At 68.7% G+C, this 22196-nt stretch carries 17 protein-coding genes; 7 read left to right on the top strand and 10 right to left on the bottom strand.

Going from position 1 to position 22196, the window contains the following annotated elements:
• Positions 1 to 3: 3 nt before the first annotated feature.
• On the bottom strand, positions 4 to 312 hold the full coding sequence (gene rplU, locus C2868_RS05720) for a 50S ribosomal protein L21 (protein WP_181003352.1): 309 nt from the start codon (positions 310 to 312) through the stop codon (positions 4 to 6).
• Positions 313 to 694: 382 nt separating this feature from the next.
• Here rplU and C2868_RS05715 point away from each other — a divergent pair, with 382 nt between their 5' ends.
• Positions 695 to 967, top strand: a complete 273-nt coding sequence (locus C2868_RS05715; protein WP_100810965.1) for a DUF4031 domain-containing protein — start codon at positions 695 to 697, stop codon at positions 965 to 967.
• 80 nt (positions 968 to 1047) lie between these two features.
• Here C2868_RS05715 and C2868_RS05710 read toward each other — a convergent pair whose 3' ends face one another.
• Positions 1048 to 3720, bottom strand: coding sequence for an Rne/Rng family ribonuclease (locus C2868_RS05710; RefSeq protein ID WP_181003351.1), 2673 nt, complete (start codon positions 3718 to 3720; stop codon positions 1048 to 1050).
• Between the two features lie 317 nt (positions 3721 to 4037).
• On the opposite strand from C2868_RS05710, the gene C2868_RS05705 reads away from it, so the two are divergent.
• Entirely contained in the window at positions 4038 to 4643 is a 606-nt protein-coding gene (locus tag C2868_RS05705; protein WP_100810966.1) for a vitamin K epoxide reductase family protein, read from the top strand.
• Between the two features lie 127 nt (positions 4644 to 4770).
• Here C2868_RS05705 and ndk read toward each other — a convergent pair whose 3' ends face one another.
• From ndk to C2868_RS05680, 5 genes are all read right to left on the bottom strand, one after another.
• Positions 4771 to 5187, bottom strand: coding sequence for a nucleoside-diphosphate kinase (gene ndk / locus C2868_RS05700; protein ID WP_100810967.1), 417 nt, complete (start codon positions 5185 to 5187; stop codon positions 4771 to 4773).
• A complete protein-coding gene (locus C2868_RS05695; RefSeq protein ID WP_100810968.1) occupies positions 5184 to 5582 on the bottom strand; it encodes a DUF4233 domain-containing protein in 399 nt (132 codons plus the stop codon). Before C2868_RS05695 ends, ndk begins: the two co-directional genes overlap by 4 nt.
• A complete protein-coding gene (locus tag C2868_RS05690; protein WP_100810969.1) occupies positions 5579 to 6976 on the bottom strand; it encodes a folylpolyglutamate synthase/dihydrofolate synthase family protein in 1398 nt (465 codons plus the stop codon). The genes C2868_RS05695 and C2868_RS05690 overlap by 4 nt, the downstream gene beginning before the upstream one ends.
• On the bottom strand, positions 6973 to 10434 hold the full coding sequence (gene ileS / locus C2868_RS05685; protein WP_100810970.1) for an isoleucine--tRNA ligase: 3462 nt from the start codon (positions 10432 to 10434) through the stop codon (positions 6973 to 6975). The genes C2868_RS05690 and ileS overlap by 4 nt, the downstream gene beginning before the upstream one ends.
• Positions 10435 to 11027: 593 nt before the next feature.
• Positions 11028 to 11849, bottom strand: coding sequence for a DUF559 domain-containing protein (locus C2868_RS05680; protein WP_232711188.1), 822 nt, complete (start codon positions 11847 to 11849; stop codon positions 11028 to 11030).
• Between the two features lie 320 nt (positions 11850 to 12169).
• Here C2868_RS05680 and valS point away from each other — a divergent pair, with 320 nt between their 5' ends.
• From valS to C2868_RS05665, 3 genes are read left to right on the top strand one after another with little or no spacing between them, the layout of a single operon-like run.
• Positions 12170 to 14737: a valine--tRNA ligase gene (gene valS / locus C2868_RS05675; protein WP_100810971.1), complete on the top strand. Its 2568-nt coding sequence runs from the start codon at positions 12170 to 12172 to the stop codon at positions 14735 to 14737.
• A 1-nt stretch (position 14738) separates the two neighbouring features.
• A complete protein-coding gene (locus C2868_RS05670) occupies positions 14739 to 14987 on the top strand; it encodes a hypothetical protein (RefSeq protein WP_100810972.1) in 249 nt (82 codons plus the stop codon).
• 44 nt (positions 14988 to 15031) lie between these two features.
• Positions 15032 to 17089, top strand: a complete 2058-nt coding sequence (locus C2868_RS05665) for a M3 family metallopeptidase (protein ID WP_100810973.1) — start codon at positions 15032 to 15034, stop codon at positions 17087 to 17089.
• 19 nt (positions 17090 to 17108) lie between these two features.
• On the opposite strand, the gene C2868_RS05660 is transcribed toward C2868_RS05665, so the two are convergent.
• Both C2868_RS05660 and C2868_RS05655 read right to left on the bottom strand, forming a co-directional pair.
• Positions 17109 to 17741 (bottom strand): response regulator transcription factor, encoded by a 633-nt coding sequence (locus C2868_RS05660; protein ID WP_198519534.1) that lies wholly within the window; start codon positions 17739 to 17741, stop codon positions 17109 to 17111.
• Entirely contained in the window at positions 17738 to 18922 is a 1185-nt protein-coding gene (locus tag C2868_RS05655; protein ID WP_100810974.1) for a sensor histidine kinase, read from the bottom strand. Before C2868_RS05655 ends, C2868_RS05660 begins: the two co-directional genes overlap by 4 nt.
• Before the next feature lie 154 nt (positions 18923 to 19076).
• Here C2868_RS05655 and C2868_RS05650 point away from each other — a divergent pair, with 154 nt between their 5' ends.
• Together C2868_RS05650 and C2868_RS05645 are read left to right on the top strand one after the other, a co-directional pair.
• Positions 19077 to 20141, top strand: coding sequence for an ABC transporter permease (locus tag C2868_RS05650; RefSeq protein WP_103663034.1), 1065 nt, complete (start codon positions 19077 to 19079; stop codon positions 20139 to 20141).
• Positions 20138 to 20845 (top strand): ABC transporter ATP-binding protein, encoded by a 708-nt coding sequence (locus C2868_RS05645; RefSeq protein ID WP_100810976.1) that lies wholly within the window; start codon positions 20138 to 20140, stop codon positions 20843 to 20845. The genes C2868_RS05650 and C2868_RS05645 overlap by 4 nt, the downstream gene beginning before the upstream one ends.
• Before the next feature lie 57 nt (positions 20846 to 20902).
• Here C2868_RS05645 and clpX read toward each other — a convergent pair whose 3' ends face one another.
• The gene (gene clpX / locus C2868_RS05640; RefSeq protein WP_103663033.1) at positions 20903 to 22171 is read right to left on the bottom strand and encodes an ATP-dependent Clp protease ATP-binding subunit ClpX; all 1269 of its coding nucleotides are present in this window, start codon (positions 22169 to 22171) and stop codon (positions 20903 to 20905) included.
• Between the last annotated feature and the right edge of the window lie 25 nt (positions 22172 to 22196).

The raw sequence follows: 22196 nt of genomic DNA, 5'->3' as shown, positions 1-22196 counted from the left end.
CGGTTACTTGATGCCGGTTACCTTGACGCGCGTGAGGTCCTGGCGGTGCCCCTGGCGCTTCTTGTAACCAGTCTTGTTCTTGAACTTCTGGATGATGATCTTGGGGCCGCGCAGCTCGCCGAGAACCTCGGCGGTGACGGTCACCTTCGCCAGCTTGTCGGCGTCGGTGGTGACGTTGTCCCCGTCGACCAGGAGCACCGCGGGCAGCTCGATCTTGTCGCCGAGCTTGGCCTTCTGACGATCGAGGACGACGATCGTGCCGACCTCGACCTTCTCCTGGCGGCCACCGGCGCGCACTACTGCGTAAACCACTTCACACCTGTTTCTCTGGGGAACCTTGTGGTTCCGAATGTCACTAAAGACTCTGCTCCACGGGGCGCGGCATCCCGTGAGATTCCGTACTACCCGTGGTGCGGTGCGGAAGCTTCGCTCTCGTCGCACCGCACGCATAGCGGCAGCACGTGACGCACCAAGGGTCGAGTCTACCCGACGGAACGGGATGCGGCAAAAGCATCCGCCCCGCGCGTCGGGACGCGGTCCCGCCCCGCGAGCCCCGCGGCCTCGCACCTCGCCGACACCGCCCTGTGTCGCCGGGCCCGCCGCCTGTGTCCCGTACGCAACCGGCGGACTCGGGCCGACGGGCGGACTCTGCGCGGCCAGCCGCGACCTCGCGGCGCGGAGTTAGGATCTGCGGATGGCCATCCTGATCGACACGGCGCGGTGGCCGGCCCACGGCAGACTCTGGGGGCACCTCATCAGCGACGACAACCTGGACGAGCTGCACGCCTTCGCCGCAGCCCACGACATCCCGCGCCGCGGATTCGATCTCGACCACTACGACGTGCCCGCCGAGTCCATCGAGCGTCTGATCGCGGCGGGAGCGCGGCACGTCACCGCGCGCGAGCTCGTGTACGCGCTGCGCGACTCGGGGCTGCGCGTCACCGCGCGCGAACGCCGCGAGCGCTGAGCTGACGCACCCGGCGTTTGGACTCGCCGCGCTCGCTCGACGACCCAGTGGGAATCGAGCGAGCGCGAGCGTCGGAGGGCCTACTCGTCCGCGCTCGGCATGGTGACGGGCGTACCCGTCACGATCCCGGTCGAGACGCGACGACGCTGACGTCCCTGTCCCGGAGCCTTCGGCTCGGGCAGAGCCTGCAGTACCGAGTCGAGCAGCTGGTCCTTCTCGGACTTCGGTGCGGCCGAACGCTGTTCGGGACGCTGCTCGCCCCGGTCGTCCCGGCGCTCGCCCCGCTGGTCGGGACGCTTGCGACGCTTCTTCGTCCGCTCGCCCTCGGCGGCCGGGGCCACGGGGCCCTCCGGCAGAACGATCTCGAGGGATTCGATGGTCTGCACGGCGACCGCGGCCGGGGCATCCGTCGCTTCGGCATCGGATGCCGCGCCGAGCGTCGAGGCGGCGATCTGCGCGAGGGCCGACTTGACGCCCTCGGTGATCACGTGGGTGCCACCGTTGCCGCCGTTGCCCGTGCTGCCGCCGTTCGATCCGTTGTTGCCGCCGCGGGGGCGACGGTTGGAGCCGCCGCCGCTGCCCGACGGCGCCGACGATGACGAACGGTGCTTGACGACGGGGTCGTGATGCACGATCACTCCGCGCCCCGCGCAGACCTCGCAGTTCTCGCTGAACGTCTCGAGCAGCCCGAGGCCCAGCTTCTTGCGGGTCATCTGCACGAGGCCGAGCGACGTGACCTCGGCGACCTGGTGCTTCGTGCGGTCACGGCTGAGGCACTCGACCAGGCGACGCAGCACGAGGTCACGGTTCGACTCCAGCACCATGTCGATGAAGTCGACCACGATGATGCCGCCGATGTCGCGCAGGCGCAGCTGGCGGACGATCTCTTCGGCCGCCTCGAGGTTGTTCTTCGTGACGGTCTCTTCGAGGTTTCCGCCCGAGCCGACGAACTTGCCGGTGTTGACGTCGACGACCGTCATAGCCTCGGTGCGGTCGATCACGAGCGAACCACCCGAGGGCAGCCACACCTTGCGGTCGAGGGCCTTCTCGATCTGCTCCGTCACGCGGAACTCGTCGAACGGGTCGCGATCGCCCTCGTACGGCTCGACGCGCTCGAGCAGGTCGGGCGCGACGGACTCGAGGTACGCCTCGATCGTGCGCTGCGCCTCTTCGCCCTGGATGAGCATCTTGCGGAAGTCCTCGTTGAAGACATCCCGCACGATCTTCACCAGCAGGTCGGGTTCCGAGTGCAGCAGGGCCGGGGCCTGGACCGTCTCGAGCTGCGAAGAGATGTGCTCCCACTGGCTCGTGAGCCGCTGCACGTCGCGCGTCAGCTGGTCTTCCGTCGCGCCCTCGGCCGCCGTGCGGACGATGACACCGGATGACTCGGGCAGGACTTCCTTGAGGATGCGCTTCAGGCGCGCCCGCTCGGTGTCGGGGAGCTTCCGCGAGATACCGTTCATCGACCCCGCCGGAACGTACACGAGGTAGCGGCCGGGCAGCGAGATCTGGCTCGTCAGCCGGGCGCCCTTGTGTCCGACCGGGTCCTTCGTGACCTGGACGAGAACGCGGTCGCCGGACTTGAGCGCGAGCTCGATACGGCGCGGCTGGTTGCCCGTCTCGACGGCGTCCCAGTCGACCTCGCCCGAGTACAGCACGGCGTTGCGCCCGCGACCGATGTCGACGAACGCCGCCTCCATGCTGGGCAGAACGTTCTGCACGCGGCCGAGGTACACGTTGCCGATGAGCGATGCGTCCTGATTGCGGGCCACGTAGTGCTCGACGAGGACGTTGTCCTCGAGCACGGCGATCTGGATGCGCCCGTTCTTCGACCGCACGATCATGTCGCGGTCGACGGCCTCGCGGCGGGCGAGGAACTCTGCCTCGGTGACGACGGCTCGACGTCGACCGGCCTCACGACCGTCGCGACGACGCTGCTTCTTCGCCTCGAGACGCGTGGATCCCTTGATGCGCTGCGGTTCGGTGATGACCTCGACGGCGCGGGGCTGGCGCACCCGGACGACCGTGGAAGGATCCTGCGGTTCGCTCGACTCTTCGCCCGCGCGGCGACGGTTGCGCCGACGCGACGTGCCCTGAGACTCGCGTGCGTTGCGCTCTTCGGGCTCGTCCCGGTCGTCACGCGATGCGGGTGCCGCGGGAAGCGGCACGATCTCGGGCGCATAGAACATCAGCTGTGTCGAGACCTGCGACACGAACACCTCGGGCAGCAGACCCAGCGCTACGGCGGTCGGGATCTTCGGCTCGGCGTCCGGCTCGGGCGTGGCGTCCGGCTGCGGCTCGGGTTCAGGCGTGGCTGCGGACGCGGGAGCTTCGGATGCCTCAGGCACCGACGCGTCGGCAGCGGGGGCCTCGTTCGCCGAGACCTCGGGCTCGGGAGCGTCGGGCACTGATGCCTCTGCCGCCGAGACCTCGGGCTCAGGAGCCGCGGACTCCGGCGCTTCGGCCGCAGCCTCCTCGGCTGCAGCGTCTTGACCTACAGCGTCTTGAGCCACAGGCTCTTCGCTCACGGGGCTCTCCGGCTCGGCCGAAGGCGGCTCGAGGCCGGGCGCGCCTTCGTCGGCCGCGGAACTCACGTCCGCAGACGCGGCACCCTCGGTCTCGAAAGCGGCACCCTCGTCAACGGAGGGTGCACCCTCGCTCTGCGGGACGTTCCCCGTCGGCGTCAACGGCGGTTCGGCCGGTGACGCTTCCTGAAGGTCGTTGCGGTCATTGTCATTGTTGTCATCAGCCATCGCTGGCGCACTCCCTGGCGGGCGACATCCGCGCGTCACCCGGCGAACTCTCGTGCAGCACCGCACCTGCGGTGCCGCGAACTCACTCGGTCTGCAGCAGGCCCGTGGCTCGTGCTGCGAAGGGCGATCATCGCCCGAAGTCTTCGTCGATACCCGTCCGGCGCGGCCGGCGAGGCATCTAGATCTCATTATCGCATCATCCGGGACCGAATGTGGGCCCCTCGCCGCATGCGTTGCCCGCGAGTCGCCCCGCGAACCGCGTTATCCCCGGTCGCGCGCACGCCGATCGTGCAGTTTCCGGTGCCATAATCCGAGGCATGCCCACGCCCTCCCAGACGCACACCCGCCCCGTAGCCCTCGCCGTCTGGCTCATCATCGCGGGAGTGATCGGCTGGTGGGCGGCTTTCCAGCTCACCCTCGAGCGCATTCACCTCCTCGCCGACCCCAACGCATCGCTGTCCTGCGACTTCAGCATCCTGGTGCAGTGTCGCGCCAACCTCGAGTCTTGGCAGGGCATGGTGTTCGGGTTCCCCAACCCGCTGATCGGGCTCGGCGCGTGGGTCGCCCCGATCGTGGTCGGCGTGGCGATCCTCGCGCGCGCCCGGTTCGCACGCTGGTTCTGGTGGCTGTTCGAGGCCGGAATGATCTTCGCGATCGCATTCGTGATCTGGCTGATCAGCCAGAGCATCTTCGTCCTCGGCACCCTGTGCCCCTGGTGCATGGTCACCTGGTTGGTGACGATCCCGACGTTCTACGCCGTGACCCTCCACCTCTTCCGGTCGGGGCTCGTGCCCGCGCCATCCGGGGTCCGACGCGTCGCCGACACGCTGATGGGCTGGGTGCCGGTCATGGCCGTCGTCAGCTACGCGATCATCGCCGTGCTCGCGCAGGTGCGCCTGGACGCGCTGAACAACCTGTTCTGATCGCGACCGGTCGGGCGAGCGCCGCCGGTCGCCACGCACGCGAACGAACGGTCGCGACTCGCCGTGTGCGTCCGGTGACGCACGCGGCGAGTCACGACCGTTCGCGGTTCGAGTTCGGGGCTGTGGCTCAGCCGAACCAGATGTCGAGTTCGCGCGCGGCCGACTCGGGGCTGTCCGACCCGTGTACGAGGTTCTGCTGCACGGCCAGGCCCCAGTCGCGGCCGAAGTCGCCCCGGATCGTTCCCGGAGCGGCGCCTGTCGGGTCGGTCGTGCCCGCGAGCGAGCGGAAGCCCTCGATCACGCGGTTGCCCGCGAGACGGATCGCGACCGACGGCCCCGACATCATGAACTCCACGAGCGGCTCGTAGAAGTGCTTGCCGGCGTGCTCGGCGTAGTGGCGCTCGAGCAGGTCGCGATCCGGCTCGACGAGCTTGATGTCGACGAGGGCGTAGCCCTTCCGTTCGATGCGCGCCAGGATATCTCCGGTCAGGCCGCGTGCGACACCGTCCGGCTTGACGAGGACGAGCGTCTCTTCCGTGGTCATTGTGCTTCTCCTTCCGGCGCCGCAGCGCGCGTTCGTGCTTCGATTCTCGGTCCTTGAATGGTCGCGTACGCCCACATGCCGCCGAAGATCAGGGCGATCAGCAGCATGGCGGGCACCAGGAACGCCGACAGCGCGACGATGACCTGCAGCACCCACCCCGTGGCGATGCCCGCAGGTTTGTGGACGAATCCGGCGGTCGCGACCATCGCGACCGCGACGACGACCCCCGCGACGATGCCCACCCAGTCGGGTATTCCCGCCGGCAGCACCTTGAGGCCGAAGATCACGAGACCGCCGAGAAAGACGATGATGGCTTCGAACCCGAGCACGATCGACGCGAGCTGCGCGGTCAGGCTGCGCTTGCGGCGCGGGCGGCGTTCGCGAGCTGCATTCACGACGTGCCCCCGGACTTCCAGCCCTCGCTCGAGGACAGGGCTACGGCTTCACCCGCGAGCACGACGGACCCTGCGATCACGACGGCGCGACGAGCGGATTCTCCGGCCCAGGCGCGCGCGGACTCCGCCGCGTCGTCGAGGTTCGGGTGCACGCTCGCGTGCAGGCCCGCCGCCTCGACGATGTCGGCGAGTGCGTCGGGGCTGTCGGCCCGGTCGGAATCGGGTGCCGTCACGAAGACCTCGGTCGCGATGGGCGCGAGGGCCGCCACGATGCCCGCGGCATCCTTGTCGCCGAGGACACCGAGGACGACGCCCCACTCGTCGAAGTCGAACGAGGCGCGCAGGGCGTCGGCCAGGGCGCGCGCGCCGTGGGGGTTGTGGGCCGCATCGACCAGCACGGTCGGGTTCGTGCCGACCAGTTGCAGACGTCCGGGCGAGGTCACGGCGCCGAGGCCATCCGCCAGGATGTCCCCCGCAATCGCCTGCGTGGCGCCACCGATGAGCGACTCCACCGCCGCGATGGCCAGGGTGGCATTCGCGCCCTGGTGAACGCCGTACAGGGGCAGGTATTCGTCGTCGTACGTGCCGACGAGCCCACGCACCGAGATCAGCTGCCCGCCGACCGCCAGCCGGTCGGAGGTCAGCGCGAAGTCCTCTCCCTCGAAGGCGATCGTCGCGCCGCGCGCGGCGGCCGCGGCCCGCAGCACCGCAACGGCCTCGGCGGGCTGGCGGGCAGACACGACCGCAGCGCCATCCTTGATGATCCCGGACTTGACCTCAGCGATCTTCGCGATCGTGTCGCCGAGCCGATCGGCGTGGTCGAGCGCGATCGGCGCGAACACCGCGACGTCCCCGTCCGCCGTGTTCGTGGAGTCCCACGACCCGCCCATCCCGACCTCGAGCACCAGCACGTCGATCGGGGCGTCGGCGAACGCGACGAAGGCCAGTGCGGTCAGCAATTCGAAGAACGTCAGGGGCTCTTCGCCCGCCTCGATGAGCTCCGCGTCCACCAGCCCGACGAACGGGGTCATCTCGTCCCAGGCGTCCGCCACCGCGGCGTCGGGCACCGGGAACCCGTCGATCATGATGCGTTCCGTGAAGCGCTCGAGGTGCGGGCTCGTGAAAAGTCCCGTGCGCAGCCCGTGGGCGCGCAGCAGGCTCTCGATGATGCGGCTCGTGCTCGTCTTGCCGTTGGTGCCCGTGACGTGCACGACACGATAGGTGCGTTGCGGGTCGCCCAGGTAGTCGAGCAGGCGCGCTGTGCGCTCCTTGCGCGGCTGCACCCACCGCTCCCCCGCGCGCGCGAGCAGAGCCGAGTACACGGCATCCGCTCGTTCGACGTCCTCCGGCGTGCTCTCCACGGGTCCGTTGTCGTCGCTCTGGATCTCGCTCATGCGCGTCCCTCCGCTCGGGTCACGGCCACGGTGAATGCTCCGGCGTTCGCGAACGCGCCCGCCGCGAAGGATGCCTTGTGCTCCGCCTTCGCCTTGTCGGTTCGAGGATTGTCGCCCGCGAAGCTACGCGTCGAGCCGCGGAGGGTCTCGCCCTTCGTGCCGAGCAGGTACTCGACCGCGAGGGTCTCGCCCGCGACATCCGCGGTCTCGAAGCCCTCCGAGACGGCCTGCGCGTCCGCCTCGTCTTCGAAGGTGACGATGAGGTGGATGCGGTCGCTCACGTCGAACCCCGCAGCCTTTCGCGTGTCCTGCACCGCACGGATGACGTCGCGCGCCAGGCCCTCGGCCTCGAGGTCGGGCGTCGTCGTGGTGTCGAGCAGCACGAAACCACCGGCGGGGAGCAGCGCAAGCGCCTCCCCCTCGGGACGGCCCGTGGTCTCGAGCGCGAGGTCGTACTCCCCCGGTTCCAGGGCGATTCCGCCCGCGACGACGGCACCACCCGTCTCCGACCAATCGCCCGAACGCGCGGCCTGGATGGCACGCTGCACGTCCTTGCCGATGCGCGGGCCCGCCGCCCGGGCGTTGACGGTCAGGCGGTGCGTGATCCCGTAGCTCGCGGCCGTATCGGCCTCGAGCTCGATCAGCTCGACGGACTTGACGTTGAGCTCGTCGCGCAGGATCTCGTCGAACTGCGCGAGACCGACGGCATCCGTCACCACGACCGTCAGACGCGCGAGCGGCAGACGCACGCGCTTGCCCTCGCGTTTGCGTAGCGCGTTGGCGACACTCGAAACCTCGCGCACCGCATCCATCGCCGTCCGGATGTCGGGGGCTTGCGGGAACGCCTCGGCGTCGGGCCAGTCCTGCAGGTGGACGCTCCGCCCACCTGTCAGTCCCTGCCACACGCGCTCGCTGACGAGCGGGATGAGCGGTGCGGCGACCCGTGTGAGGGTCTCGAGCACGGTGTATAGCGTGTCGAACGCCTCGCGGCTGGCCGGGTCGTCGGTGACCCCCACCCAGAACCGATCGCGCGAGCGCCGGATGTACCAGTTGGTCAGCACCTCGGCGAAGTCGCGCAGGCGCGCGGCGGCCGTCGTCGAGTCGAGCCCCTCGAGGTCCGTCGCGACATCGCGGACGAGCTCGCCGAGCAGCGCCAGGATGTAACGGTCGAGCACGTCGGTCGAGTCGGTGCGCCACGAGGCCGTGTAGCCCGCGGCATCGGTTTCGCCGTCCGTTCCCGAACCACCGGCGAAAGCGGCATTCGCGCCACCAGCGAAAGCGGCATTGGCATACGTCGAGAAGAAGTACCACGAGCTCCACAGCGGCAGCAGGAACTCGCGCACACCCGAGCGGATGCCCTCTTCGGTGACGACCAGGTTGCCGCCCCGCAGCACCGAGCTCGACATCAGGAACCAGCGCATGGCGTCGGATCCGTCGCGGTCGAGCACCTCCGAGACATCCGGGTAGTTGCGCAGCGACTTCGACATCTTCTGCCCGTCGCTGCCCAACACGATGCCGTGGGCCGAGACCGCCTTGAACGCGGGGCGATCGAACAGCGCGCCGGACAGCACGTGCATGACATAGAACCAACCGCGGGTCTGCCCGATGTACTCGACGATGAAGTCGGCGGGCGAATGCGAGTCGAACCAGTCGCGGTTCTCGAACGGGTAGTGCACCTGCGCGAACGGCATCGAGCCCGAGTCGAACCAGACGTCGAGGACGTCCTCGATACGGCGCATGGTGCTCTGTCCGGTCGGGTCGTCGGGGTTCGGGCGGGTCAGCTCGTCGATGAAAGGACGGTGCAGATCGACTTCACCGGAATCGTTGCGTGGCAGGCGGCCGAAGTCACGCTCGATCTCTTCGAGCGAGCCGTACGCGTCGACGCGCGGGTGCTCGGGGTCGTCGCTCTTCCAGATCGGGATCGGCGAACCCCAATACCGGTTGCGGCTGATCGACCAGTCGCGCGCGCCCTCGACCCACTTGCCGAACTGGCCGTGCTTGACGTTCTCGGGCACCCAGGTGATGTCTTCGTTCAGCTCGACCAGGCGGTCGCGGAACTCGGTGACGCGCACGAACCAGCTCGACACGGCCTTGTAGATGAGGGGGTTCCGGCAGCGCCAGCAGTGCGGGTACGAGTGCTCGTAGCTCGCCTCGCGCACGAGCCGCCCGGCCTGGCGCAGCAGGCGGATGAGCGGGGTGTTGGCGTCCATCCACAGGTCGCCCGCGACATCCGTCACGGCGGGAAGGAACCGTCCGCCGTCGTCGAGGCTCAGGATCGTCGGGATGCCGGCGGCCTCGCTGACCCGCTGGTCGTCCTCACCGTAGGCCGGGGCCTGGTGGACGATGCCGGTTCCGTCGGTCGTCGTGACGTAGTCGTCGACGAGGATGCGCCACGCGTTCTGCGTGCCCCACACCTCGGCGTCGGCGTAGTAGTCGAAGAGGCGGTCGTATGAGACATCCGCCAGCTCGGCGCCCGCGACCTCGCGCTCGACGGCCTCCGAGGCAGCGGCGGCGTTCTCGTAGCCGAGGTCCTTCGCGTAGTTGCCGAGCAGGTCCGCCGCCAACAGGTAGCGGTGCGCGGACGCCTCGATCGGGTCATCCGACGCGCCATCCGGCGTCCGGTGTACGTCCGCGGCGCCCGACGGGCCGGCGGGCAGCACGACGTAGCGGATGTCGGGGCCCACGGCGAGCGCCATGTTGGTCGGCAGCGTCCAGGGCGTGGTGGTCCAGGCGAGCGCGCGCACGCCGGTCAGCCCGAGCGCCTCGGCCTTCAGCCCGACGAGCGGGAACGTGACGGTGACGGACGGGTCCTGACGCATCCGGTACACGTCGTCGTCCATGCGCAGCTCGTGCGTCGACAACGGCGTCTCGTCGCGCCAGCAGTACGGCAGCACGCGGTAGCCCTCGTAGGCGAGACCCTTGTCGTACAGCGTCTTGAAGGCCCAGAGCACGCTCTCCATGTAGGTCGTGTCGAGCGTCTTGTAGCCGTTGTCGAAGTCGACCCAGCGGGCCTGGCGGGTGACGTAGTCCTGCCACTCGCGGGTGTAGGCCAGCACCGACTCGCGCGCCTTGGCGTTGAAGGTGTCGATGCCCATGGCCTCGATCTGCGCCTTCTCGGTGATGCCGAGCTGCTTCATCGCCTCGAGCTCGGCGGGAAGGCCGTGCGTGTCCCAGCCGAAGACGCGGTCGACCTTCTTGCCCCGCATGGTCTGGAAGCGCGGGAAGAGGTCCTTCGCGTATCCCGTGAGCAGGTGGCCGTAGTGCGGCAGACCGTTGGCGAACGGCGGGCCGTCGTAGAACACCCACTCTTCGCTGCCGTCGCGCTGGGCGATGCTCGCGCGGAACGTGTCGTCGTCGCGCCAGAAGTCGAGCACCTCGCGCTCGATCTCGGGAAAGCGGGGGCTCGCGGGGACCGCATCGGCGGCGGGTCCGAACGCTGAGGGCTGGGGGTAGGTCATGGCTTCTCGCAGGTGCTGTCGTGTGCTTCCTGCCGGGACGACCCTCTGGGTTCACATCTGTGACGAGATCTGATCCGGACGAGCCGCGGTACCACCCTGCTTGCCGCTATGCGCAGCCACTTTCACAGCGGCTGTGACGGGCCTGCCCCGCTCGGTTCTAGTGAGGACCCGACTTGACGCCGGGGACCCGTTCTTCCGAGAGCTCCCCGGTGATGGCCGGATCGATGCTCGTGGGTTCAGTCTAACGGGCCTCGGCATCCTGGGTTCGGCCATGAGGTGAACATCCGGGAGGATCCGTGGGGCAGAGCCCGCCGCATCGCGCGTGGCATCGCGGCTATGCGGGGGAAGCCGCACGGTCGTGCGTCGACTGGGCTTTCGCGACACCCGGACCTCGCGTCGATGAACGTCGCGATCCGACTCGGGATAACCGTGCGCCGCCGCTTCGTCGTCCGCTCGCACGGAATCGACATGCCGCACCTGGCGTTCGCCGTGTCGCGTTCGTCGTGGTTCGCCGGAAGGCGGCGCCCGCGGGACGACACCGCGGGCCGCGTATGGGTCGGGTGCTCCGCGTCGTGCTCGACGCGTCCGGCCCCTCACGCCAGATGCAGCCGCTGGGCCACGGCGCGCATGATGAGGTCCTGCACCTCGTGCCACCGGTCGATGACCTGCCCGTACCCGACGCGGATCACGTGGTACCCGAGCAGGCGCAACGCGGCATCGTGGGCGATGTCCTCCTCCCGCTGAACCCCGACATGATGCCCGCCGTCGATCTGCAGCACGAGCCGGTCCCCGATCAGCAGGTCGACGCGGTGGCCCGCGATCCAGGTCTGCCGCCGCAAGGGAAGGCGCAGCCACCGCAGACGGGGCACGACGAAGGTCTCGAGCCCCGAATCCGACCATGGGCTCGCCAACTCCAGCATTTCGCGAGCGGCGGCGGGCAGAGCCATCCGTCTGAGCGCTTCGGGTTCGACGCGTTGCTGACGCAGCGCCGATTCCCAGACCGCAAGCGCCGCTTCGCGAGGTTGACAGGCCGCGACGATCGCGAGCACGTTTTCGATCGGGTCGACGAGCGCATCCGGATGCCTCGGCACCAGCGCCTTGTGCCAGTGCACGGTGGCGCCCGGGATGTCGATCCGTCCGGCATGCTGAGGCGCGGCGACATGGGGCTGCTTCTCATCCAGAACCCACAAGCCGAGTCTTCGAGCAGCGGTCACGCAGGTGAGAACGACTCCGCGTCGCGCCGCCGCAATCAGCATCGGATCCGCCCCAGGCGCCGCGACCCAGCCCCTGCGCACTCGCTCGATATGCCCCGCTCCGAGCGCGCAACGCAGGACGTGATCGCTGACGCCGAGCTCGCGCAGCGCGCGCACCCGCATCACGCCTCCACGCGCCCGAACCTGGTCCGCCACACCCACCCGTCGAGTTTGATGCGCCGCCGCAGAACCCCACATGGTGTTTGCGCGCTTTCGCGCGCGGCGCCACACCACGTCGCATTGTGGAGGAGGTGTTGCGGGGACCACCTTGGCCTCCGTTTCGGAGGAGATCTCGCGTTCGGAGGATGGAATCGGCGGGAAGCATCCTCCGCAACCGGGATCTCCTCCCATGTCGGGCGGGGCGGGGTCGAGGCTGATATGGGACCGACCGGATGCCTGAGCCGCGGGCCGCGCGATAAACTCGCCGGACATCCCACACTCAGGCACGCACACACCGTGCCGCACATATCGAGGAGACACCCATGGCCGAAGTACCCGACAAGCCGGCTCTCGAGGGCCTCGAAAACAAGTGGGATGCCGCGTGGAGCGAACGGGGCACGTACCTCTTCGATCGCGCAGCGGCCGAGGCATCCGGTCGCCAGGGCGTCTACAGCGTCGACACTCCCCCGCCGACAGCGAGCGGGAGCCTGCACATCGGGCACGTGTTCAGCTACACGCACACCGACGTCAAGGTCCGGTTCGAGCGGATGCGCGGCAAGACCGTGTTCTACCCCATGGGCTGGGACGACAACGGTCTGCCCACCGAGCGACGCGTGCAGAACTACTACGGCGTTCGCTGCGACCCCACCCTGCCGTACGACGCCGACTTCACGCCCCCGTTCGAGGGCGGCGACAACAAGTCGAGCAAGGCAGCGGACCAGATCCCGGTGAGCCGCCGCAACTTCATCGAGCTGTGCGAGCGCCTCACGGTCGAGGACGAGAAGGCGTTCGAGGACCTCTGGCGCAGCCTCGGCCTGAGCGTCGACTGGACCCAGACCTACCGCACGATCTCGGATGACACGATCCGCACCAGCCAGCTCGCGTTCCTGAAGAACCTCGAGCGCGGCGAGGCGTACCGTGCCCTCGCCCCGACGCTGTGGGATGTCGACTTCCGGTCGGCGATCGCACAGGCCGAGCTCGAAGACCGCGATCAGCCCGCCGCGTACCATCGCCTCGCGTTCCACAAGCCCGACGGCGACGACGTCTTCATCGAGACCACGCGCCCCGAACTGCTGGCCGCGTGCGTCGCGCTCGTGGCGCACCCGGATGACGAGCGCTACCAGCCCCTGTTCGGCACGACCGTCACGAGCCCGCTGTTCGGCGTCGAGGTTCCGGTGCTCGCGCATCCGCTCGCCCAGCAGGACAAGGGCTCGGGCATCGCCATGATCTGTACGTTCGGCGACGTGACCGACATCATCTGGTGGCGCGAACTCGACCTGCCCAACCGCACGATCATCGGGCGCGACGGACGCATCATCGCCGAGGCGCCCGACGCGCTGACGACGGATGCCGCGAAAGCCGCGTATGCGGAGCTCGCCGGCAAGACCGTGTTCAGCGCCAAGAAGCGCATCGTCGAGCTACTCGCCGAGTCTGGCGAGATGGAGGGCGACCCGAAGCCCTTCACGCACGCCGTGAAGTTCTTCGAGAAGGGCGACCGACCCCTGGAGATCGTCTCGACTCGTCAGTGGTACCTGCGCAACGGTGCCCGCGACGCCGAGCTGCGCGACCGCCTGCTCGCGCTCGGCAACGAGATCTCGTGGCACCCCGACTTCATGCGGGTGCGCTACGAAAACTGGGTGAACGGGCTCACGGGCGACTGGCTGGTCTCGCGCCAGCGCTTCTTCGGCGTGCCGATCCCCGTCTGGTACCCGCTCGACGAGAACGGTGAGCGCGACCACGACCGCGTGCTGACGCCGGATGCCTCGCAGCTTCCGGTCGATCCGTCCACCGATGTGCCGCCCGGGTACACGGCCGACCAGCGCGACGTGCCCGGCGGCTTCACCCCCGAGCTCGACATCTTCGACACCTGGGCGACCTCGTCGCTGACCCCGCAGCTCGCGGGCGGCTGGGAGCGCGACCCGGAGCTCTGGGACCTCGTCGCACCGTTCGACCTGCGACCCCAGGGGCAGGACATCATCCGCACCTGGCTCTTCTCCACCCTCCTCCGCAGCGCTCTGCAGGACGACCGTACCCCGTGGACGGATGCGGCGATCTCGGGATTCATCGTCGACCCCGACCGCAAGAAGATGTCGAAGTCGAAGGGCAACGTCGTCACGCCCGCCGACATCCTCGAGCAGCACGGTTCCGACGCCGTGCGGTACTGGGCGGCGTCGAGCCGCCTCGGCACGGACGCCGCGTTCGATCCGCAGAACCCGACGCAGATCAAGATCGGCCGACGCCTCGCGATCAAGGTGCTGAACGCCGCGAAGTTCGTGCTCTCGTTCCCGGTGCCCGAAGACGCCGAGGTCACTCACGCGGTGGACGCTTCGATGCTCGCGAGCCTCGACGGGGTCGTCCGCGACGCGACAAAGGCCCTCGAGGCGTACGACCACGCCCGCGCGCTCGAGCTCACGGAGGCGTTCTTCTGGACCTTCTGCGACGACTACCTCGAGCTCGTCAAGGAGCGCGCCTACGACCGCACGAACGAGGGCCAGGCATCCGCTGCGCTTGCCCTGCGCATCGCGCTCGAGACGATGCTCGCCCTTCTCGCGCCCGTGCTCGTGTTCGCGGCCGAAGAGGCATGGTCGTGGTTCCACGACGACTCGGTGCACACGAGCGCGTGGCCGACCGTGGTGGGCCGCCCCGGCGACCCCGCCGTGCTGATCGCCGCGAGCGAGGCGCTGATCGGCATCCGGCGCGCCAAGACCGAGGCGAAGGCCTCGCAGAAGACCCCCGTCGCCCACGCGACGATCGAGGGAACGGATGCGACCGTCGCCGCCCTGCGACTCGTCGAGGGCGACCTGCGCGCCGTCGGACGCATCGCAAACATCGAGTTCGTCGTGGGGGAATCCACGCGCGTCTCGTCCATCGAACTGGCACCGGAGGCCTGACATGCAACTCGGAACCCGCTGGACCGCCGGAGAGCAGCCGCCCGCGGCCGTTCCCGCCGCGCTTCGACCCGCGATCAGCGAGGTCGAAGAGGCGACCCCGGGCGACATGCCCGGTCAGCCGAAACCGCGCTGGACTCTCACCTGGCTCGAGGGCCGCCCGATCGCCGAGCTCGACACCGGCGTCATCGTCGAGCTGAACGCGGACGGCGAGGCCATCGTGCGGCACGACCCCGACGACGAGTTCGGCTGACCCTCGCCGACACCCGGGCGAGGCCTCCGGGATACGCTGGCTAGATGCTCTCCGACGTGTCGAATCCCCTGCTCTCCCCCAGCACTCTGCCGTACGAACTGCCCGACTACGCGGCCATCCGCCCCGAGCACTATCTGCCCGCGTTCGAGCGGGGTTTCGCCGCGCAGCGGGCCGAGATCGACGCCATCACGGCGGATGCCGAAGAGCCCACTTTCGAGAACACGCTGATCGCGCTGGAGCAGAGCGGAGAGCTGCTCGGCCGGGTCGCCCAGACCTTCTACACGGTGTCGTCCGCGGACGCCACACCCGAGATTCAAGAGATCGAAGACGCGCTCGCGCCTCTCATGGCGGCCCACCAGGACGCGATCCAGCTCGACGCGAAGCTCTTCTCCCGCATCTCGACGATCCTCGAGCAGATCGAGGACCTCGATCTGAATGCCGAGCAGAGATTTCTCGTCGAGCGCCACCACCGCGAGATGAACCACGCGGGAGCGGGCCTCGACGCGCAGGCGAAGGAGCGACTCACCGCGCTCAACCAGCGCCTGTCGATCCTGACCACCACGTTCGAGAAGAACCTGCTCGCCGACACCAACGACCTCGCGGTCGTGTTCGACGAACCCGCCGAACTCGACGGCCTCACCGAGGGGGAGATCTCGGCAGCGGCACAGGCGGCAGCCGACCGAGGGCGCGAGGGCGCGTACGCGATCACGCTCACGTTGTTCACGGGACATCCGTATCTCTCGCTCCTGACCAACCGCGAGAGCCGCCGCCGGATCATGGATGCCTCCCGCTCACGCGGCAACCGCGGCAACGCGAACGACAACGGCTCCGTGCTGACCGAGATCGTGCGTCTTCGCGCCGAGCGCGCCGCGCTGCTCGGGTACGAGTCCCACGCCGCGTACATCACCGCCGACGAGACCGCGGGATCGCCCGAGGCCGTGCACGAGTTGCTGCGTCGACTCGCGGTTCCGGCCGCGCGCAACGCGGAACGCGAGCGCGCCGAGCTGCAGGTGCTCGCGGATGCCGAAGCGGAACCCTTCGCGATCGAAGCCCACGACTGGGCGTACTACACCGAGAAGGTCCGGACGGCGAACTTCGACATCGACACCGCTGCGCTTCGCCCCTGGTTCGAGGCAGAGCGTGTCCTGCAGGACGGCGTCTTCTACGCCGCCGAGCAGCTGTACGGCGTGCGCTTCGTCGAGCGCCCCGATCTGCGCGCATACCACCCCGAGGCCCGGGTGTTCGAGGTTCTCAACGCCGATGACTCCCCCGTCGGGCTCTTCGTGCTCGACCTGTACACGCGCGACTCCAAGCGCGGCGGGGCGTGGATGAACTCGATCGTGTCGCAGTCCGCCCTGCGCGGAACGCGCGCGGTCGTCGTGAACAACCTCAACGTGTCCAAGCCCGGCGCGGGGCTCCCCACACTCCTGACCCTGGACGAGGTCACGACCCTCTTCCACGAGTTCGGGCACGCGCTGCACGGGCTGTTCGCGACCGTGACCTATCCGCACTTCGCGGGCACCAACGTGCACCGCGACTTCGTGGAGTTCCCCAGCCAGGTCAACGAGATGTGGATCCTGTGGCCGGAGGTTCTGCGCAACTATGCGCGGCACGTCGAGACGGGCGAACCGCTGCCGGAAGACATCGTCGATCGCCTCCGCTCGACCGAGACGTTCAACCAGGGGTTCGCGACGAGCGAGTACCTCGCGGCGTCCTGGCTCGACCAGGCCTGGCACTCGCTGTCCGAGAGCGCCGCGGAATCCGTGACCTCCGTGGCCGACTTCGAGCGCGAGGCGCTGGCGAACATCGGTCTCGACCTTGCTGCCGTACCGCCCCGCTACGCCTCGACGTACTTCGCCCACGTCTTCTCGGGCGGCTACAGCGCCGGCTATTACTCCTACATCTGGAGCGAGGTGCTCGACGCCGACACGGTGCAGTGGTTCCGCACGCACGGCGGACTGCGCCGCGACAACGGCGACCGGTTCCGCCAGCGCCTGCTCGGTGTGGGCGGGTCGAAGGATCCGCTCGAGGCGTATCGCGACTTCCGCGGTCGTGACGCGGACATCCAGCCGCTGCTGTCGCGCCGGGGCCTCGACGCCTAACGCTGAGCACCGTCCGACCTCAGCGCAGGATGCCGCTTTCGCGCCCGGCGGCGACGGCGGCGCTCCGAGACCGGACGCCCAGCTTGGTGTAGATGTGCGCCAGGTGTGACTTGACCGTCGCATCCGTCACGTGCAGCGATGCCGCGATCTCGAGGTTCGACAGGCCAGCGGCAACCGCTTGCAGCACGCTCAGCTCGCGCACGGTGAGCGAGGTGGCGGGCGTACGGATCCGATCGAGCAAACGTCCGGCCACCGTCGGCGCGAGCGCGCTCTCGCCTGCCGCGGCCGCGCGGATGGCGGCGAGAAGCTCGTTCGGCGGGGCGTCCTTCAGCAGATAGCCGTTGGCTCCTGCCTCGACCGCCCCGAGGATGTCGGAGTCGCTGTCGTAGTTGGTCAGAACGAGCACGGCGGGCGCGGGGCTCTGACGTTTGAGTGCCGCGGTCGCCTCCACGCCCGAGGGCGCACCACCGAACTGCAGATCCATCAATACGACGTGAGGCTGGAGCTCGACGGCGAGCCGCACGGCGTCGTCCGGCGTCGCCGCGTCCGCGATCACCGACAGCCCCGGGTCGGTGCCGATGAGCGCGCGGATCCCGGCCCGCACGACGGGGTGGTCGTCGGCGATGAGCACCGTGATCGCAGGCACGCTCACGGGGTCCCCACGGGCAGTTCGACGCTGAGTCGCGTGCCTGCGCCAGGCGTGCTCTGCAGGTCGAGCGTGCCATCGAGCTCTTCGACCCGTGCACGAATAGCCCGCAGGCCGAACGACTCACCACCACCCGTAGGAACGAGCTCGTCGATGGGGAACCCGACCCCATCGTCGACGACGACCAGCAGCACCGAGGTGCCGTCGCGCCAGAGCGATACGGTCGCCTTCGTCGCGTCCGCGTGCGAGATCACGTTCGCCATCGCACCCTGCGCGACCCGCAACAGTGCGGTCTGCACGGTCATGGGCAAGTCGAGCGCGTCTGCGGCACGCACCTCGACGGTCAGGCCCGGACGTCGCCATGTCTCGGCGAGGCGTCTCAGCGCTCCGCCGAGGCTGCGCTCATCCAGCAGCGGCGGTGTCAGCTCGCGGATGAACCTGCGCGTTTCGGAGAGGCTTTCCGTGGCGGCCTGGCGCGCGAGACGCACCTGGGTGATCGTCTGAGCGTCGGGGTCCATCCGTTCGACCGCGTTCAGCAGCAGCGTGATGCTCGATAGGCTCTGCGCCACCGTGTCGTGGATCTCACGGGCAAGCCGCTCGCGCTCCGACATCATGCCGGCCTCGCGCTCCACGGCCGCAAGCCGACTTTGCGCGGCAAGAAGTTCTTCGTAGAGCCTCTGATGCTCCGCGCTCTCGACCCGCAGCGCCCGGTAAGCGCGGCCGATCAATATCGCAACCCCCGCCCCCACGATCGGCCCGATCACGCCACCAACGGTCCACTCACCGTGCATTCCCAAAGCGACAACCGCACCGATCGTCGCGAGCCCGACGGACGCGGTCGCGATGGGCTCGGGCAGCAGATCGAGGTACAGGAAGAAGAGCGGAAAAGCGAGATACGCCGCGAACGGCGTGAGACTCATCAGCACGATCCACTCGACCGTGAGGATCGCGATCCAGGCCCACTGCAGCGCGCGGCGTCGGCGAGCGTCGGCGATCGCGTGGCCGAGGAGAGCGACGCCGTAGGTCAGCATCATCACGATGGCCAGGATCAGGATGGCGGGGGCGGGTGCGCCCGGGACGAGCAACCCCATGACGACCGAGAACGCCAGCAGGGCGACGAACAAGACCTGCAGCCCGACCTGAAGGCCCACGACGATGGGGTTGACGGGCGGGTGCTGAGCAGACATGACGCTCCTCACGCTACGCGCCCCCGGCGGCGCGCACGTCGTCCGAAAGGTGGAGAGGACGCTCCACCTTTCTCGCGCGCAGAACCATCCGCTGCGCGGATGCTCCCGTGCGGGGCTGCAACGAGGCTGGACTCATTCCACGAAAGGACCCCTCATGTTCGTCGCTTGGCGCGATCTTCGATTCGCTCGTGGCCGCTTCGCCCTCATCGGCACGGTCGTGGCACTCATCAGTGTGCTCGTGGGGTTTCTCAGCGGCCTGACCGGCGGGCTCGCGCAGCAGAACGTCTCTGGCGTCTTGAACCTCGGCGCGGATCGCATCGTGCTCGGACCGAGTGTCGCGGGTGCCACACCAACGTTCGCGGACTCCTCCGTTGCCCCCGCTCAGCAGAAGGAGTGGAAAGACTCCTCGGGCGTGACCTCCGCCATCCCGTTCGGCTTGTCGCAAACCCGCGCCCAGACCGACGCGGACCGCACGGCCGTGGCGATCTTTGCGACGACCCCCGGCGAACGGGGCGCTCCGACCGCGGCGGGCGCGATCACCCTGTCCGCGCCGGCCGCGACGGCACTCCAGGCGGCCGTGGGTGACACCGTGACCATCGCCGATACCCCGTATCACGTCGCTGGGATCCGTGGCGACGAGTGGTACAGCCACACTCCCGTCGTCTGGCTGACGCTCGCGGATTGGCAGGCGCAACAGTCGAAGGTCGGAGGCGGAGCGGATGCTGTAACGGCACTGCTCGTGTCCGGCGACGCCGATTGGTCGGCGCTCGACGCAGAGGCTGGCACCGTGTCCACGTCCACCCTCGGTTCTCTCACCCTGTTGCCGGCGTTCCGATCCGAGATCGGATCCCTGCTGCTCATCGTGGCGCTGCTCTTCGGTATCTCCGCGCTCGTCATCGGGGCCTTCTTCACCGTATGGACCATGCAGCGCCGTGGCGACGTCGCCATCCTCAAGGCGCTCGGAGCGACGACGGGCGCCCTGGTTCGCGACGCGCTCGGCCAGGCCCTCGTGGTGCTCATCGCCGGAACGGCGCTCGGCACGGGGATCGTCGTGGCTGCAGGTATCGCCGTCTCGGGATCGTTACCGTTCCTCCTCAGCCCGTGGACCACCGTCGCCCCTGCGATCCTCATGGTCGTCGTGGGCGTGATCGGCGCCGCGTTCGCCCTCCGCACCGTCACCACCTCCGACCCCCTCACCGCACTCGGGAGCAACCGATGATCAGCATGCAGAACGTCACCCTCACCTTCCCCGACGGAACCTCGCGCGTCCGTGCCGTCGACGATGTGTCGCTCGTCGTTCAGCCAGGCACCATCACCGGGATCACCGGCCCCTCGGGGTCTGGCAAGTCGAGCCTGCTGGCGATCGCGTCGACGCTGATCCGCCCGGACAGCGGGCGCGTGATGATCGGCGATGTCGAGGCATCCGCTCTCTCGCACGACGAGGCGACCGAGCTGCGTCGCACCTCGATCGGGATCGTCTTCCAACAGTCGAACCTGCTGCCCTCGCTCACCGCCGAGGAGCAGCTGCTCGTCATGGGTGAGCTGGGCGGCCGTCGTGCCGAGCATGGTCGCAGCGCCGAGCGTGGACGACACGCTCGCACGGAACGGCGCGAGCGCGCGGCGTCGCTCCTGGACGCCGTCGGGATGTCCGAGCACCGCGGCAAGCGGCCGCACCAGCTGTCGGGCGGACAACGCCAACGCGTGAACATCGCGCGGGCGCTGATGAACGATCCGTCGGTCTTGATCGTCGACGAGCCGACGAGCGCGCTCGATTCGGAACGCGGTGCGCAGATCATGGCGCTCATCGCGGACCTCACCGCCGAGCGCTCGACGGCGACACTGCTCGTCACGCACGACCTGTCGTTGACACCCACGATGCACGATGTCGTGCACCTGCGCGACGGAGCGCTCGCTCGTATCTAGGCGGCCGGGGTCTTGATCACGGTGAACTGAGTGCCGTCGCGCTCTGCCGGGAAGGGGTCAGGCGCTCTTCTTCGCCCGGTTCATGACGAGCGTGGGGGCCGCTCCGTCGTCCACCGCGGCGCGGGTGACGATGACCTTCGCGACGTTCTCGGTCGAGGGGATGTCGAACATGATCGGACCGAGCACGTCCTCGAGGATCGCGCGCAGCCCGCGGGCACCCGTCTTGCGGCCGACCGCGAGTTCGGCGATCGCTTCGAGCGCGTCCAGTTCGAAGTCCAGTTCGACACCGTCGAGTTCGAACATCCGCTGGTACTGCTTCACGAGCGCGTTGCGCGGTCCCGTGAGGATCTCGATGAGCGCCTCGCGATCGAGTTGCGAAACGGATGCCACGACGGGCAGACGTCCGATGAACTCGGGGATCAGACCGAACTTGTGCAGGTCTTCGGGCAGGACCTCGCTGAAGAGGTTCTGGTCGTCGTCCTTCTCGTGCAGGCGGGCGCCGAAGCCGACGCCGTGACGGCCGACGCGCGACGAGATGATGTCTTCCAGACCCGCGAAAGCGCCCGCGACGATGAACAACACGTTCGTCGTGTCGATCTGGATGAACTCCTGGTGCGGGTGCTTGCGTCCACCCTGCGGCGGGACCGAGGCGACCGTGCCCTCGAGGATCTTCAGCAGCGCCTGCTGCACACCCTCACCCGATACATCCCGTGTGATCGACGGATTCTCGGCCTTGCGGGCGATCTTGTCGACCTCGTCGATGTAGATGATGCCCGTCTCGGCGCGCTTCGTGTCGAAGTCCGCGGCCTGCAGGAGCTTGAGGAGGATGTTCTCGACGTCTTCTCCGACGTACCCGGCCTCGGTCAGGGCGGTCGCATCGGCGACGGCGAACGGCACGTTCAGTCTCTTGGCGAGGGTCTGGGCCAGGTACGTCTTGCCGCAACCGGTCGGGCCGAGGAGCAGGATGTTGCTCTTCGCGATCTCGACCTCTTCGGCGCGCTGCTCGGCCGACTGGATCGTGCCGTGCGCGCGGACCCGCTTGTAGTGGTTGTAGACGGCGACGGACAGGGCGCGCTTGGCATCCTGCTGCCCGACGACGTACTCCTCGAGGAACGAGAAGATCTCACGCGGCTTGGGAAGGTCGAAGTCCGAGACGACGCCGGTGCCGGCCTCGGCCATCCGTTCTTCGATGATCTCGTTGCAGAGCTCGACGCACTCGTCGCAGATGTAGACGCCGGGACCGGCGATCAACTGCACGACCTGCTTCTGGCTCTTGCCACAGAAGGAGCACTTGAACAGGTCTGCGCTTTCGCCGATGCGGGCCATCGGGCTCCTCCTCATGCGTGCCCGG

The sequence above is a fragment of the Microbacterium sp. CJ77 genome (assembly GCF_002911615.1).
In the GTDB taxonomy this organism is placed as follows: Bacteria; Actinomycetota; Actinomycetes; order Actinomycetales; family Microbacteriaceae; genus Microbacterium.
Note: the sequence above shows the minus strand (reverse complement) of the source record. Positions and strands in the feature narration are given on the sequence as shown.

Excerpts from the sequence above, each read along its gene's own strand:
- C2868_RS05655 (WP_100810974.1), bottom strand. The coding sequence starts at position 18,922 with ATGTCTGCTCAGCACCCGCCCGTCAACCCCATCGTCGTGGGCCTTCAG.
- C2868_RS05710 (WP_181003351.1), bottom strand. The coding sequence starts at position 3,720 with ATGGCTGATGACAACAATGACAATGACCGCAACGACCTTCAGGAAGCG.
- C2868_RS05715 (WP_100810965.1), top strand. The coding sequence starts at position 695 with ATGGCCATCCTGATCGACACGGCGCGGTGGCCGGCCCACGGCAGACTC.
- ndk (WP_100810967.1), bottom strand. The coding sequence starts at position 5,187 with ATGACCACGGAAGAGACGCTCGTCCTCGTCAAGCCGGACGGTGTCGCA.
- C2868_RS05650 (WP_103663034.1), top strand. The coding sequence starts at position 19,077 with ATGTTCGTCGCTTGGCGCGATCTTCGATTCGCTCGTGGCCGCTTCGCC.
- valS (WP_100810971.1), top strand. The coding sequence starts at position 12,170 with ATGGCCGAAGTACCCGACAAGCCGGCTCTCGAGGGCCTCGAAAACAAG.
- C2868_RS05670 (WP_100810972.1), top strand. The coding sequence starts at position 14,739 with ATGCAACTCGGAACCCGCTGGACCGCCGGAGAGCAGCCGCCCGCGGCC.
- C2868_RS05645 (WP_100810976.1), top strand. The coding sequence starts at position 20,138 with ATGATCAGCATGCAGAACGTCACCCTCACCTTCCCCGACGGAACCTCG.
- ileS (WP_100810970.1), bottom strand. The coding sequence starts at position 10,434 with ATGACCTACCCCCAGCCCTCAGCGTTCGGACCCGCCGCCGATGCGGTC.
- C2868_RS05665 (WP_100810973.1), top strand. The coding sequence starts at position 15,032 with ATGCTCTCCGACGTGTCGAATCCCCTGCTCTCCCCCAGCACTCTGCCG.
- C2868_RS05705 (WP_100810966.1), top strand. The coding sequence starts at position 4,038 with ATGCCCACGCCCTCCCAGACGCACACCCGCCCCGTAGCCCTCGCCGTC.
- clpX (WP_103663033.1), bottom strand. The coding sequence starts at position 22,171 with ATGGCCCGCATCGGCGAAAGCGCAGACCTGTTCAAGTGCTCCTTCTGT.
- C2868_RS05690 (WP_100810969.1), bottom strand. The coding sequence starts at position 6,976 with ATGAGCGAGATCCAGAGCGACGACAACGGACCCGTGGAGAGCACGCCG.